Origin of the sequence: Flavobacterium sp. YJ01 (assembly GCF_029320955.1) — a bacterium.
GTDB lineage: Bacteria > Bacteroidota > Bacteroidia > Flavobacteriales > Flavobacteriaceae > Flavobacterium.
Genome location: NZ_CP119757.1, coordinates 5,151,091 through 5,166,955, shown reverse-complemented (window position 1 = coordinate 5,166,955; position 15,865 = coordinate 5,151,091). Strand labels below are relative to the sequence as shown.

At 35.8% G+C, this 15,865-nt stretch carries 11 protein-coding genes; 4 read left to right on the top strand and 7 right to left on the bottom strand.

What is annotated here, in order from left to right; all coding sequences use genetic code 11:
- The first annotated feature begins 12 nt into the window (after positions 1-12).
- Positions 13-1,197 (top strand): DUF3570 domain-containing protein, encoded by a 1,185-nt coding sequence (locus tag P0R33_RS22130; protein WP_223705958.1) that lies wholly within the window; start codon positions 13-15, stop codon positions 1,195-1,197.
- 113 nt (positions 1,198-1,310) lie between these two features.
- On the top strand, positions 1,311-1,781 hold the full coding sequence (locus P0R33_RS22125; RefSeq protein WP_223705959.1) for a hypothetical protein: 471 nt from the start codon (positions 1,311-1,313) through the stop codon (positions 1,779-1,781).
- Between the two features lie 455 nt (positions 1,782-2,236).
- Here the strand turns inward: P0R33_RS22125 and P0R33_RS22120 are convergent, their stop codons facing one another.
- The 3 genes from P0R33_RS22120 to P0R33_RS22110 form a co-directional block, all read right to left on the bottom strand.
- The gene (locus tag P0R33_RS22120; protein WP_276173335.1) at positions 2,237-3,148 is read right to left on the bottom strand and encodes a response regulator transcription factor; all 912 of its coding nucleotides are present in this window, start codon (positions 3,146-3,148) and stop codon (positions 2,237-2,239) included.
- A gap of 87 nt (positions 3,149-3,235) precedes the next feature.
- Complete coding sequence (locus P0R33_RS22115; RefSeq protein ID WP_276173334.1) at positions 3,236-3,679, bottom strand: ester cyclase; 444 nt, start codon at positions 3,677-3,679, stop codon at positions 3,236-3,238.
- Positions 3,680-3,735: 56 nt separating this feature from the next.
- The gene (locus P0R33_RS22110; RefSeq protein ID WP_276173333.1) at positions 3,736-4,500 is read right to left on the bottom strand and encodes an SDR family oxidoreductase; all 765 of its coding nucleotides are present in this window, start codon (positions 4,498-4,500) and stop codon (positions 3,736-3,738) included.
- Between the two features lie 726 nt (positions 4,501-5,226).
- Here P0R33_RS22110 and P0R33_RS22105 point away from each other — a divergent pair.
- Both P0R33_RS22105 and P0R33_RS22100 read left to right on the top strand, forming a co-directional pair.
- Complete coding sequence (locus P0R33_RS22105; protein ID WP_276173332.1) at positions 5,227-5,802, top strand: Crp/Fnr family transcriptional regulator; 576 nt, start codon at positions 5,227-5,229, stop codon at positions 5,800-5,802.
- Positions 5,803-5,870: 68 nt separating this feature from the next.
- The gene (locus P0R33_RS22100) at positions 5,871-6,323 is read left to right on the top strand and encodes a carboxymuconolactone decarboxylase family protein (protein WP_053471468.1); all 453 of its coding nucleotides are present in this window, start codon (positions 5,871-5,873) and stop codon (positions 6,321-6,323) included.
- 854 nt (positions 6,324-7,177) lie between these two features.
- Here P0R33_RS22100 and P0R33_RS22095 read toward each other — a convergent pair.
- The 4 genes from P0R33_RS22095 to P0R33_RS22080 form a co-directional block, all read right to left on the bottom strand.
- Positions 7,178-10,423: a TIM-barrel domain-containing protein gene (locus P0R33_RS22095; RefSeq protein WP_276173331.1), complete on the bottom strand. Its 3,246-nt coding sequence runs from the start codon at positions 10,421-10,423 to the stop codon at positions 7,178-7,180.
- Between the two features lie 99 nt (positions 10,424-10,522).
- Positions 10,523-12,649, bottom strand: a complete 2,127-nt coding sequence (locus tag P0R33_RS22090; protein WP_276173330.1) for an RICIN domain-containing protein — start codon at positions 12,647-12,649, stop codon at positions 10,523-10,525.
- Positions 12,650-12,774: 125 nt separating this feature from the next.
- Positions 12,775-13,938 carry a SusF/SusE family outer membrane protein gene (locus tag P0R33_RS22085; protein ID WP_276173329.1) on the bottom strand — a complete coding sequence of 388 codons (1,164 nt, stop codon included), beginning with the start codon at positions 13,936-13,938 and terminating at the stop codon, positions 12,775-12,777.
- A gap of 17 nt (positions 13,939-13,955) precedes the next feature.
- Complete coding sequence (locus P0R33_RS22080) at positions 13,956-15,848, bottom strand: RagB/SusD family nutrient uptake outer membrane protein (RefSeq protein ID WP_276173328.1); 1,893 nt, start codon at positions 15,846-15,848, stop codon at positions 13,956-13,958.
- Between the last annotated feature and the right edge of the window lie 17 nt (positions 15,849-15,865).

Here is a 15,865-nt window from a genome sequence, read left to right as displayed (position 1 = left end):
ATACGCTAAAAAATGAAAAGAATTTTCATAACAGGATTTGCTTTACTGGCATTGTTTCAGACAAGAGCACAAAATGTACCTGCTGATTCTACCAGTTACAAGAGCAAAAAATTAAAGCTGGAAGAAGTAAATTTAGTCTCAAGCTATTATAAGCAGAATGGAGACAATTCAGCTGTTACAGGAGGGATTGGTTCGCAGCATCTTACCGATATTGCCAATACCATTGATGTAAAACTGGTAAAATACGGAGAAACAGGAATCAAACATACTTTTGATATTGAAGCAGGAATTGACCACTATACCTCTGCCTCTTCCGATATGATTGATTTAAGCGCCAATTCATCTGCTTCTTCTTCAGATAACCGCTTCTACCCTTCATTGACTTATTTAAGGGAAAATGAGGAAAAAGGAAGGACCTATGCCTTCGGGGTCTCGTCATCAACCGAGTTTGATTATCAGTCTTTTGGAGCAAATATTGCCTTCTCGCAAAAAACAAAAAACAAAAACGGGGAATTTACAGCCAAATTTCAGACTTTTATTGATCAGTTAAAACTCATTGAGCCCGTGGAACTTCGCGCGCCCGGAAGCGAAGGCTACGGAAGTGCCAATAGGAATACATTTGCCGGAACGCTGAGTTATTCCCAGGTCATCAATAAAAACCTGCAGGTGCTTCTTGTTGGAGATTTTATCAGTCAGAATGGATACTTAAGCCTTCCTTTCCACAGGGTATATTTTACTGATGGGTCTGTTCATCAGGAGAAAATGCCTGATACCAGACTTAAAATTCCCCTTGGAATAAGGGCCAGTTATTTCCTAGGTGACAATGTGATTATCAGGGCTTATTACAGGTACTATACAGATGACTGGAGCCTGAAAGCACATACGGCCGATCTTGAAATTCCAGTCAAATTAGCTCAGGCATTTTCGATAAGTCCGTTTTATAGATATTATACTCAAACTGGAACGAAATATTTTAAACCTTATGGAGAACATAGCGGAGCAGACGAATATTACACCAGTAACTATGATCTATCTAAGTTTGACAGTAGTTTCTTTGGAATGGGAATGAAATTCACGCCACTTAACGGAATCTTTGGACTTAAACACTGGAATACTTTGGAGATTCGTTATGGGCATTATACCAGAACCACTAATATGACTTCTGATATTATCAGCATTAACATAAAATATAAATAACACATAATCAAACACTTAATCAAACACTTAATCAAACACTTAACAACATATACGTTTTTCGGCACGTTTATTGTTTTTACCGAAATATATTTAATGACTTAAAAAATAAAATCATGAAAACTTTAAAATATTTTTTGATCGGAATTTTATTCCTCTCATTTAGTTACACTCAGGCTCAGGTATCAGTAAATGTGAATATAGGAACACCTCCTGCATGGGGACCTGCCGGTTATTCAGATGTTCGTTATTATTATCTGCCGGATCTTGAAACTTATTATGACGTAAGCACATCAAATTATGTTTATTTAAATAACGGACAATGGGTTAGAACCAGATCGCTGCCTTCAGCCTATAGAAACTATGATCTTTATAATGAGTACAAAGTAGTACTGACTGATTACAGAGGAGACAGACCTTATGACAACTTTAAATCTCACAAAGTAAAATACGGAAAAGGGTATAAAGGAAAACCTCAAAAAACAATAGGACAAAAACCCGGAAAAGGAAATAATAAAGATAAAAGCCACCATGATAATGGAAACCATAATGAAAATGGGAAAGGCAAAGGAAATGGGAAACATTAATCTAAAAGAGGCTTTGGGGAGCCTCTTTTTTTATATCAATTTTCTAAATTATATTGCTGGGCAAAATTATATAAAATTTTAAAAAAGTCTATAAGCCACGAATTGTAAAATCGCGACGAAAATATTTTTTATCTTTTTTTACATCTTTTACATCAATCCCCAACAGGACATCTAAACCAAATTCATAAAGCCACTGGAAGACAGACAACTACATATAATAAGCCAATTTCTTCAAATCATCCAAAAAAAATGTTGAAATTTGTCCCGTAGGGGTCACAAAGCCAGATGGCGCCAATTGAAGCCAATTGGCGCCATTTTTTTATCTAAATTCATTACATCAAACTAAATTTGAATCTGTTTTTCTTTCATTATCATTTTAACTTCTGATTTTCTTTAAGCCTACTTTGTTTTTTTAATTTAATAATAGAATTTAAAAACACTTTAAAATAAAAGGCTTAATTAAACTTGGCTCTGAACTTTAAGGGTGTTTCGTTTGTTTTGTTTTTGAACAATTTGCTAAAACTTTGAAGATGTTCAAATCCCAGCTCATAGGCAATTTCACTAATTGATAAACTAGTAGTGGAAAGTTTTTCTTTCGCTTTTTCTATGAGTTTATTGTGAATATGCTGCTGCGTATTCTGACCTGTATGAAATTTCAGTAAATTGCTTAAATAATCTGAAGAAACATTCATATTATCAGCAACAGTCTGGACAGATAGAAGATTTCTTTCGTCACGGTTTTTGTCATCAAAATAAGTATTCAAAAAATCTTCCACTTTTGATAGTAGTTGGTGGCTGCTGATTTTTCTTGTCAGAAATTGACGGTTGTAAAATCTGTCGCAATATTTGAGCAGTAATTCTATCTGCGCTAGTATTAAATCCTGCGTAAATCTATCAATGTTGATGTGGTATTCTTCTCTTATGTTTTCAAAAATATTTACAATGATATTTTCCTCTTTATCAGAAAGAAATAAAGCTTCATTAATTGAATAATCAAAAAACGTGTAACCCTTAATATTTTTTGCTAATGGTGAATTCCATAAAAAGTCTGGGTGAATCTGCAATAAATACCCATCGCCCTTATGTAAAGAATCAGGATCCCGCTCAAGCCGTAAAACCTGCCCTGGTGCTATAAATGACATTACACCTTCGTCAAAATCGTAAACCTGCTGACCGTAATAGAGCTTGGCTCCAATATCCCGTTTTAAAGCAATAGAATAAAAATCCATCACAATGTTTGTCGTATTTTCATCATCTGGAAATTTTACCTGTGAGTAATCTACCAGACTTACTAAGGGATGTTCCGGCTTTGGAAGACCTCTGAACCGATGATACTCTGTGATGCTTTTTATTCTCATTACTTCCATAGATACAAATTTATATTTTTTTTGAAAGTCTTAATTCAGATGAATTCTTGAAAAAAGACAAAAGTAAAAAATTATTATACGAATATTTTATTTACTCATTTCTTTGCTCTGCATCAATAAACCAAACCAGTCCTCTAAATGCCAGGTGTGTGTAAGCTTGCCATTTTTCAAATAATGAAATTCATGCAGTGCTATTGATACCTTTTTGTTTGTTGGAGCAATCCCCATAATTTCATTTACATGTGTAAATTCCATTGAAGCTCTAACAGCTGCACGCTCATGACTACCAAATATCTCATGAACTACGATTTCTATATCCGGACATAATTCAAACAAAAATTTCATAATTGACTGCAGTCCTTTTGGATTATCTTCTTGTTGTGGCGCAAGTGGAATATCTTTCCAGTCGGGCATGCAAATTTCATCTAATACTTCTGGCTTTTTGAGTTTCCATGTTTCATAAAACCTTTCAATGGTATTTATTTCCTGTTTCGTCAGAGCTTTTACAACTCCATTATTTTCTTTTTCCATTTTATATTATTCTAACTGTCTTTAAAATTCAGCTTATCAACTATGCTTAAGTCTGATTATAGATTTGAGCCTCCCGAAATTTCTATACGCTGTGCATTGATCCACCCGCCGGCATCGCTACATAAAAAAGCTACCACTCCCCCAATATCCTCAGGTAGCCCAACCCTTCCAAGAGCAGTTTGCGAGGCCAGATACTGGTTCATTTCTACGTTGTCACGAACCGCACCGCCCATAATATCAGTTTCGACAGCACCCGGAGCAATAACATTTACTCTTATGTTTCTGGCACCAAGCTCTTTCGCCTGATATTTTGTCAATGTCTCCATTGCTCCTTTTAATGCTGCATAAGCTGCAAATCCCGGAGTAGCAAAACGGGTTAGACCCGAAGAAACATTTACAATTCCTCCATATGCTCTAAGTAAAGGCAATAATTTTTGAGTAAGGAAAAATGGACCTTTTAAATGTACATTTTCCATTTCTGTAAATTGAGTTTCGGTGATCGCATCAAAATTTGCATAATGAATAAAACCTGCATTGTTTACCAAATAATCAATACCTTCTGATTTGAAGTAATTGGTTAATTTATCTCTAAGATTTTTATCAAACAAATCAAAACTGGAAGAATCTGAAACGTCTAGTTTTATAGCGACAGCCTTTTGTCCGATATCATGAATTTGTTTTACGACATTTTCTGCTACTTCTTTTTGAGTGTTGTAGGTTAAAACTACATTCAATCCTTTTTTGGCAAGATTAATAGCCATATCTTTTCCAAGACCGCGACTACCTCCTGTTACTACTGCAATTTTATTTTGCGCTTTCATAATGATTATTTTAATATTATTATGATGCAAATTTCAACAGATACAGGAAAGATAATTTAGCCAAAACCATAATTTAAGTAGCCAAAACTGGTAAAACGGAATGGTTGACAACTTTAGTGGCAAGAACGACATTCAAATATGATGGTGAGCTTATTCCTTGAGGCATTACCAATAACCCTGATAAATTACAAAATTCAGTTTTTAAAAAAATCTCATCTATCCTCAATAGGACATCTAAACCAAATTTACAAAGCCAATGGAAGACAGCCTCTACATGTAGTACGCCAATTTCTTCAAATCATCCAAAAAAAATGTTGAAATTTGTCCTGTTGAGGTCACTCAGCCAGATGGCGCCAATTGTCTTCAATTGGCGCCATTTTTTTATCTACACTAATAAATACGCTAACTTTCAATCATTTTTGCTTTTATTTTCTTTATTTCAAACAATAGCCAAATTGCATTAAAGTTTATACTATATAAAAAACAGCACAAATAGTCGATTTGCCACTCGATAGCCTTACAGGATCGCCCCCCCAGAGTATAATAGAAATTGACTCTATATAATCTCCAATTGCTTTCAATTACTATTCAATGACAAATAATGAAATCTGATTTCAAAACGTATCTAAGCATATTATTGCTATATTTGCTTAAGAGCCTGCCAGCGATGCCATTCCGATTAAAAAGAAGGTCAAACAGTCAAAACCAATATGTCATTTACTCCAGATGTCCAACATACTCAAAAACCATATAGCCAAATTTGCAGAGGTCTCAGACAATGACTTTGAGCAGATCAAAAAATTCTTCGACATAAAAGAAACGTGTAAAAAAGAGAACCTGCTAAAGGAGGGACAGATCTGCCAGCATCATTATTTTGTTTTGGACGGCCTGCTTAGAAAGTTTTATATTAACGAGAAAGGTACCGAACAAACCACGGAATTTGCCATAGAAACATGGTGGCTTACCGATAACTTTGCCTACGAGAACCAGCTCGCGACAGAATTTTATATTCAGGCAGTAGAGAAATCAACATTGCTTTACATCACTTTGGAGAAGCAGCAGAGGCTGCTGGAAGAGTTTCCGGTAATGGAGCGCTATTTCCGTTTTGTCTACCAGCGGGCTTATGCAGCCGCACAGAAACGCATTAAATTCCTTTTCTCGTTCTCTAAGGAAGAGTTTTATTTCCAGGCAGTCAGAAACCACCCCGAATTCATCCAGCGTGTTCCCCAATACCTGATTGCTTCCTATCTGGGATTCACGCCCGAATACTTGAGCGAAATACGCAAAAGGCTTCTTTCTTAAACCAGTTTAAGTTTTTTCCTTTTCTTATTATTCAATTTTGCATGGAACAATTTAAAAATAATAATACAATGCAAAAACGACTTAACATTAAGCAGGCCGCTCCGGATGCACTAAAAGCGATGATCGGCCTTGAAAGCTACCTTTCAAAGATTTCCATATCCAAGACAGCCAAAGAACTCATAAAGATACGTGCCTCGCAGATTAACGGCTGTGCATACTGCATCAACATACACACCCAGGACGCGGTTAAAAACGGCGAGTCAAACCAGCGCATTTTTCTCTTGAGTGCCTGGAAGGAAGCTGGGGACATTTTTACAGAAGAGGAAAAAGCAGTTCTTGCTGTAACTGAAGAAATAACGTTAATCCATGAGAATGGATTAACGGATGAAACCTATACAAAGGCCTTGCAGTATTTCAGTGAAAGCCAGATAGCAGATATAATAACGGCCGTAATTACAATCAATCTTTGGAACAGGGTTGTTCTCAGCACCCATCTCCGTATAGGAGAAAGTCTTGCATAACATTGCAAAAAAAACTGGTTTAATTACGATGCATCCAAAAGTTTAGAATTACAATTAAATTTGAAGACGATAGGCCCGATTTGTTTCGGGCTTATTGCTTTTACGAAAAACTCATTTAGTATAACCAATTAGCAAACTATTTAATATTCCGAAGGATGGCACATTGGTGGTATTCCTCTATTTATCACAATATCCCATCAACTGTTTAGCCATAATAGAAATAAATCAATTTCGAACTTCAGTCGAACGACATTTAATGAGTTTAATTAAAATTTTCTAATTTGTGCAAAAACTTATCAGATTAATATATAAAACAATTAATTTCTCATTGCATTAAAGTCAGATGAAAGTCCTAAAAATTCCTCACCACATTTTGATTGAAATAATCTGCACATTATTTTATAATTTTACTAAAAACTACCTCGTTTTCTTAAGCTAACTGCAGATTTTATTTTCAAGAATTTTATAAAAACTATTTCAACTTAATAAATTTAAATCCCCTTGCTGTTTTTAACATTTTTTAAACTTTTTAACCTCTACAGGACATACAAACCGTCTTTAATTAAAAAAACAAAATAATTATCTTACAAATTCACTTGAAAATAAGCCAATTTCTTTAAATCATTCATAAAATGGTTTGTAAATTGTTCAGTAAGGGGCACAAAGCCAAATGGCGCCAATTGAAGACAATTAACGCCATTTTTTTCATACTAGTTATACGCTAAGCTTTCAATCATTTTTGCTTTTATTTTCTTTCTTTAAACTAAGAGATAGCTGCATCAGGGCAGACATATCTGGCACACTACAAAAAGGATGAGCAAAACACTCATCCTTTTTAACCTCATGCAACAAAACTATATCGACGGAAACAAACTGGTCTTAGTTATTTTATCCGACGAAAATTCGACAGAAAGCCCCTCACCATAACTTTCCTGAAAATATTCTAAACGAATTGGAAGCAATCCTTTTTTTAAGGTTATTTCCGATTTCTTTTCATCAAAACCGTGTAATCCGTCATTATCAATTAATAATTTGTTATCTATATAAAGCTTGCTTCCATCATCTGAAGCGATATAAAAAGTATATTTTCCATCTTCTGGAATGTTTATAAATCCGTTGTAAACTAAACCATAATTATTAGAATCGTGTTTAATTTTATTCAAATCAAAATCGGGAGCAAATCCTTTTTCAATTGGGGTTAGTTTACTGAAATCTGGAATTTTACTCCATTTTCCTTTGTATAAACTATAGTTTAAACCTGTCTTTTTATTGTAAAATATTTTAGAAATGACAGAACTTTGAGAACCTTCGCCCGCTGGAACTCCAATCGCATTTACACGTGCTGGAACTGTAACTTCAAACGCTTTGGTGTAAACTTGCGATTTTGAAGTTGGAACCGAACCGTCTGTTGTGTAATATATTTTATCTGTTCCTTTTGAAACAAATTCTACTTTTGCTTTTGTATCTGAATGCATGGCTTCATCATTCACAAATTCAGGTCTTTCAGCAATTTTTCCGTAGATTTTTAGAAATTCGTAATAAGGTTTGTATGCTTTATTGGTTTCGCTAATAGATTGAATCGTTAACAAAGCACTGTTCCAACGATTAGAAAATCCGTCAATTTGTTTTTTAATATCTCCAATATTATATTCAATATTTTGACCCAATTGAGAAAGCGACATGATTTCGAAAGGACTGTATAATCCATCATTCCAATCGTTTAACAAACGAAATGCTTCGAAATTTTTCATGTATTTAATTTGCCCTTTTTTACCAGAAAGCAATTGCGGATCGTAATCTGGAAATTGAACCTCAACAGTAACTTTCGTATTCGTTGGAGATTCTGGTAAATAAATACTGGTTTCGAAAGCATTTCCAGCATAAGACCAGCTTCCAACTTTGGCTTCTTCACTATATGGAATATTTTTTCCATTTACCAATACAGAAGTTGGAGGAAATGAAGATGGAAAACGCAGTTCGTAACCTCTAGAAGTCAGCATTCCTGGAAATGAACCTTCTGCAGCTCCAATTACAATATTGGTTTTGTTTCCTTTTTGTTCTGAAATTACTGTTGTAAAACTGAAAGCATCTTTCTTGAAATTGTTGTTATTTCCTTCGTCTTCATACAATTTCAGATTTCCTTTTTTACCTGGATAAAAAGCCAAAATTAATGGATTCAAAGGTTTTTCATCTGTTCTTTCCACTTTTGGTTGCATCGGAATAATTGCGCCTTCTTTTACAAAAACTGGAATATCTCCTAAAGTAAAAGGCATTGTAATTTTCTTTCCACCGTTTATAATGCTTCCTGTGCTGCACTCGTACCATTTCCCTTCTGGAAGCCAAGTTTCATGCGATAAAAAGACACTTCCTTTATCAATTGGTTTGGTGATGGGATGCACAATCATATCGCGCCCAAACATATATTGATTTGGAATTGAATATGAATTTTCATCTTTTGGATAATCGTAATACATCGGATGAACTGTTGAAACTCCCGTTTCATACGTATTTCGAGCTTCGTTGTATAAATACGGAACCAAAGCATATCGCATTTGATACGCTTCTCTCATAATTAAGAAATTATCTAACGGATAAGCCCAAATACGTCTTTCGTGCTGTGGCGCTGCTGTGGCGTGCGTTCTAAATATCGGACTGAAAACGCCCCATTGAATCCATCTTGTGTAAAGTTCTGGAGTTCCTGCATCGCCTTGGTGTCCGCCAATATCGTGGCTCCAATAACCAAAACCTACGTTTGCCGCAGTTGACGTAAAATAAGGCTGATAATTTAAGGATTCCCAAGAAACGTGTGTATCGCCCGAAAATCCGATTTGATATCTGTGATTTCCAAGTCCGCCCCAACGGTGAAAAATTAATGGACGCACTTTATTTTGGCGTTCCATATCACTATAATGTACATAATTCAAATAAATCGTCGGATTAACACCTGGAATCTTGGTATTTCCCCATTGCTGCCAATCTAGCCACCAAAAGTCTACGCCCATTTTTTCTATTGGACGCAATACCAGATTCATATAATTTTCTGCGAACTTTTTATCTGTAATATCAAAAGGAACATATTTTTTTGTTGAAGGATCAATTCCCATTGCTTTTGCCATTTCAGGATAAACTTCTTCAAAAGGCTGAATTCCAGATGCGGGATGAAGATTCAAACAAGTTTTAAGATGCTGTTCGTCAGTCCATTTTAAAAAATTTTCTGGCGAAGGAAATAAATTTTTATTCCATGTGAAACCCGTCCAACCTGAATCTTCTCCAGCTTGATCTCTTTGTCTTTGTCCATTTTTGAAAAATTCAGGAAGCGATTTTACGTGCCAGTCCATATCGATTACAAAAACATCTAAAGGAACATCGTGCATTTTAAATTCGCCCACAAGATCACGAAATTCTGTATCTGAATATTCCCTGTATCGCGACCACCAGGCACCAAAAGCAAAACGCGGCGGCATGGCAATTTTACCCGCAATATCGGTGTAATCTTTTAAAGCTGTTTTATAATCTGAATCATACGCAAAAAGGTATAAATCTTGTGGTTTTTCTCCCGGACGCGCCATTACCCACGGCCATTCTGAATTATCAAAAAGTGGGCGTTCGCTGTCGTCAATTAAATACCATCCATCACGAGAAATAATTCCTTTTTCCAATTCTTTTGCTGGCCCATCTACTCCATCTAAAGTACGAGTAGTTCCTAAAAGATTTTTAGTATTTGCTAAACCTGGTTTCCACGTTGTAGCTTTTCCGTTTACGATAAAATCAACACTTAAATTTTTGTCGTTAAAACTGCCAGAACCTGTTTTGTATTTCAATTTTACAACATCAGTTACAATTTGAAGCTCACCTTTACTTTCTTTTTTGGTAAAGGACGGAACGGGAAGATTTCTGTTCACAAAAGTAAGTGAAGCATTGTCTGTAAATTTTCCATCTGAACTCCATTCCATACGGATTACGCGCGGCGAAAGCACTGTAAATCTTGCATTTCCTGACACTACAACTGCTTTAGGATTCGCTTCAGGTTTATATTCCTGAGCTGCCACAACCGCCGACGCAAGACTAAAAATTGCAACTAAAAATTGTTTTGTTTTCATATTTTATTTTAAAATTAATCTAAAATAAATATTTCAATTCATTTCATAAAGCTATGACTTTTACAAGATGATTTGAAGTATTTACTATTTATTCTGCTTTTATTTTTTAATAAATTGTTTGGTAATTTTTGTTCCGTCTTTTTCAAAAACAATCAAATAAACGCCTGTGGTTAAATTTGAAACATCTAAACTATTTTCTTTAAGTGCCTTTTGAATGACTAAACTTCCAGTCTGATTAAAAATACTAACTTGAATATCTTTGATATCTGAACTAAAGAAAAGCGTATTTTTTACAGGATTTGGATAAATACTAATGGCATTTAATGTCTCATTTTGAGGTTCAATTTGAGAATTTGAGACTTTGTTCGTTCCTAAAGTTCCTGAAAGTTTTATTAAATCTAATTTCCAGCGCTGCGCATCGTTTCCATTATCTGTATATTGATGCACGTTTGTTCCAGGTTCTGCAAGATTATTTACCACATCTAAACATTGATTAGTGTTTTTGTGCGTCAGTTTAAAATAACCGTCGCTCATCAATTCGATTTTCCAACGTTGTGCGTCGGTTCCTAAATCGCTCCATTGCTGCACATTTGCTCCTGGCTGACTGCTATTATTATCAACATCTAAAACTTGAGTTGTTCCTCGATGCGTTAATTTATAGAAACCATCAGATTCTTTGGTAATAATCCAACGCTGTGCATCAGTTTCATTTTTGGTATATTGCTGTACGTTTGCGCCCTGCTGTGTGCTTGCGTCTTTTACATCTAAACTTTGATTGGTTCCTTTATGTGTTAATCTATAAACGCCGCCTGAAACAATTGGAACTTCAATCAAATCCATTTTCCATCTTTGAGCATCGGTACCCAAATCAGACCATTGCTGTACATTAGCTCCCGATTGACTGCTGTTGTTATCGACATCCAAAACCTGAGTTGTTCCTTTGTGTGTCAATTTGCAATAACCGTCAGACATTAATTCGATTTTCCAGCGTTGTGCGTCGCTATTGTTATCTGTCGCTTGCTGAACATTAGCGCCTTGCGCGTTGCTATTATTGACAACATCTAAACATTGGTTTGTTCCTTTATGTGTCAGTTTGTAAAATCCATCCGCTTCAAGCGTAACGACCCAACGTTGAGCATCGTTTCCGTTGTCTGTACTTTGCTGTACGTTTGTTCCCGACTGGCTTCCATTATTATAAACATCTAGACATTGTGTTGTTCCTTTGTGAGTTAACTTGTAAATTCCGCCCGAAACAATACTTTGCGTAGGACAAGATTGGTCTGGAACTCTTGCTGGAACACCGTAATTGGTCATATTAACAGGTTCAATCAAATCATTAGAATTGAAATACATTCTGTCGATTGCAATTTTTCGATCTCCTGATGTTCCATTTTCGTAGCGATGGTAAACAATGTAGTATTCATCGCAATTGCCCATTTTTAAAACCCCATGATGCCCTGGACCTTTATCTTCTGTATTAGAACTCAAGACTTTTCCCCTGTAAGTCCAAGGCCCCATAGGAGAATTTGAAGTTGAGTATTGCACATTATAGCTATCATTGTACCAAGCGCCATTTGAATACATCATATAATAAATACCTTTTCGTTTTACCATATAAGGGCCTTCGGTATAATTTTGGGGTGTAATATCTGTCGGGCCAGTTGCAAGAGAAATCATGTCTGCGTTTAGTTTACGAACCACCATTCTGCTTTTTCCAGAACCTCCGTAATAAATATAAGCCTGTCCATCCTCATCAACAAAAACATTCGCATCGATAATATCATCGGTGTAAGGATCTGTTCCAATAAGCGGTGCTCCGATATCTGTAAAAGGACCGATTGGCGTGTTTCCTACTGCAACTCCAATTTTGGTTTCTGCGGTATAATAGAAATAATATTTGTTGTTTCTAAAAACTACTGCCGGCGCCCAACCATTGTATTGTGACCAAGGACTGTCTGGAAAAAGGTCAAAAATAAGTCCTTCATCAATCCAATTAACCAAATTAGTAGATGAATAAGCATGAAACTGAGTTCCGTAAATTGCAGTAGTATAAATATAATATTTGTTATTAAAGTAATGAATTTCGGGATCAGCTCCTGTAAACAAAGGATTTCCGCTCGTTTGCGCTTTTACGGCATTGGCTAAACCTAAAAGCATCAGAAATAATGCAAAATGCAGTCTTACTTTATTAGTAAGACAGAAACTGTTTATTTTAAATTGTATCATAACTTTTCTTTTTTATAATGCATTCTAAAAACTTTATTTTCTTTCCATAAAAAAATTTAAAAAAAGAATCCAAGACTTTCCAATACGATTCGATTGAAAAGCCTTGTTTTCTTCTGCTTAAATAGTTACAGCTTTTTGATCAAGATTGTCATTTTCGCTGGATTGACAGTCAATTCATATTGTCCAGCAGTTTCAATAATCCATTTATTATCTGGATTTCCATTTGGCATTAACTGCATTACAGTATTGTCAGCACCATTTCCTTTCAGCACGGTTCCGTTTGATGGTGGCATTAAGTTTTTACCGTTCCAGTTTCCTAATTCTAAAGGAAGCTTAAATTCTCCAGCATCAAATTGTCCTTTATAGGTGAATACTTCAGGATTTTTAGGATCCCAAACCATTGGTCTTGCTCTTCCGATATCCCAACCGATCCCATTTATCGCATTTCCAACCATATAGACATTTTCATAAGGCACATAGCCAAAAGCATATATTCCTTGATCGATATCTAAATAGAATGAATGGCGCCCAGCTTCTGCAACTTTAAAGACATTATCATCATTTCTTGGAGTTGTTTGATTGTATACAATTTTATTTCCTGCAATCGGATCGTAAGAAGGCAATTCACTGCCCGCTTTTTCAATTACTTTGAATGAACCAACTGAAAAATCTCCGACGAAATTATAAATCGTTCTCTCGGTTTTTTCAGGCAAACTTTTTCCAGCACTGTAATCCCAACCGCCGCTTATGGCATCTCCAACCATAAATAACGGCAACGGTCCTGGACTGTAGCTTGTAACGGCAAAACTAGACGTTGAAACTTCAGGCAGCTGATATTGTTTGCTATTATTAACTTGTGCGATTATCTGTACTTCAAGATTGGTAACGACACCTCCAGGACGCTTGAAATTTTTAAGCAATAAAGAATTTAACTGTGCTACAGTGTACGATTTAGTAAAAACTCCCTCAGGAAGTTCTTCTGTAATTGTAGTGCTTGTTCCCGGTGCGGATCCTTCTCCAAAATTATTGCCAACAATATCCATTCGGAAAAAATACGTTAAAGTTGTTCCTTCTCCTCTATCATTTCCTTTTGTCCATGTAAAAGTGATTGCGTTCCCAGCTTCATTTTCTTTTGTCAAAATCACTTCTTTATTGGAAAGCGTTAAAGTCATCGGATTAGGAAAATTAGGTTCCTTCAACCAACCCTCATTTTCAAGTCCATTGTCTGTACAAGAGACAAAAACCAAACTCATTATTAGAAATATGATACTATTTTTTATATTTTTCATTTTACTCTGATTTTTAGTTATTTGTCCCAGAAAGGTGCCTGCACTAAATTTGGATTTTTCTCAATCTCGGCTAGATATATCGGAAACCAATAGAAAGATTTTCTGTATACTCTATTTTGATACGCTGTTCTTTTATAAAATTCAGCCGCAGTCTTTCCATTGAAATTCATTCCATAAAAAGGACCGTTTAGCACAGTTTCAGCCAGTTTCCATCTTCTTAAATCGTGATAGCGAATTCCTTCCGTGCAAAGTTCCACTCGTCTTTCCATTCGGATTACTTTTCTAAGGCTTTCCTGATCATTATCCACATGAATATTCTGAGCATCTGTAGCACCAATTGTATAGCCTCTTACTCCTGCTCTTTCTCTAATCCTATTTAAATAAAGTAAGATTTCTGGATTTCCTGGATCTGTTTCGTTAAGTGCTTCTGCATAATTTAAATATGCTTCTCCTAAACGGTATAAAATTCCGTGACGAGGCGCAAAATAGCCAATAGTCGGGTTTCTAGTCGGATCTGTTCTTTTTCTAGCTAAATAGCCATTTTGAGGCGCATCGTGCGTATTATTATTGTCTCTTGCGCCATTAAAAAATTCTAACTTTCTTCCCTTATCTTTTCCTGCATTATCTCCGTCTGTATACCATGCATTATTAAAATTTACTGCTAAATAAAATCTTGGCTCGCGGTTGCAATACATATTGTAAGTTCCTGCCATTGTTACAAGACCAGGGCTTTTTACTTCGTTAAATTTGGTTACTCCGTTTGTCCAGTAGCCGTCATTAACTGAAAATCCTCCTTCGATATATCCTGAATTTGGATCGCTTATCGGAAGTCCGTTTGCTGTAAAAAAAGCATCTACCAAAGATTGCGTAATTCCGTATCCGCCTGCCCCACCTGCTCCACCTGGCGCAGTATGCCTATCATATTCTCCTGATTCCACATTTACACGAGCAAACAGAACTTCTGTATTTCCCTTGCTTGCTTCAATAAGATGCAGATTTTGGCAAGACAAAAACGGATCGATTTTTCCTGCCGAATTCATTTCGGTATATAATTTATGTCCCGCAGCTTCAGCACTTAAAATCAAATCTTTACTGGCATCTGCAGCAATTCTCCATTTGTTGGCATCGTACGAAGAATTAAACAAAGCTTTACCATCTTTAGTGGTGTGACCAGCATATTCGGAATTTCCATTAACTAATGGACTCGCAGCAAACAGCAGCATTCTTGCTCTAACCGCTTTACACATAATCGATGTCGCGCGTCCGAACTTTCTTCCGTCTGAATAAGATGTCGGCAGAATTTGTTCTACTTCTCTAAGTTCTTTATCTATCCAAGTTACAATTTCGTCGTACGGAGTCTGGCCAACTTGCAAATCGGAAAGATTGTAATTTACAGGTGTAATTTCATCTGGACTAAAAGGAATTGGTCCATAGGTATTTAGCAATAAAGAATAATAATACGCTTTTAGGAAACGGCATTCAGCAACCATTAAACGCACCTCGTCTTCATTTAGATTTTGGCTTGGCAAAGGTTTAATGTTTTTTATCAGAATATTGCACTCTCTGATTCTTTGCGGAAGATTATTCCAATAGCCAGGACTCCATTGCGAACCAACTGACCAATCTCCCAAAATAAAAGGAATTACCTGCCAATCGTACTGGCGCCATCTTTCTGACGGAGTCATATCATCCCCAAAAATTTCCCATCCTAAACTGCGCGCATATCCCCAAGTTGGATCTGGAATTCTAGAATAACAGGAGGCAAGCCAGTTTTCCGTTTTAGTTTTGCTATCAAAAACACCGTCTAAAGTAAGTTCGGTATCACTCTCTTTATCTAGATAATCAGAACAGGATGACGATAATAATAGTCCTAAAAAAAGGAATATAGTTCTAATGTATATATTTTTCATTTTAATTGATTTTTAAA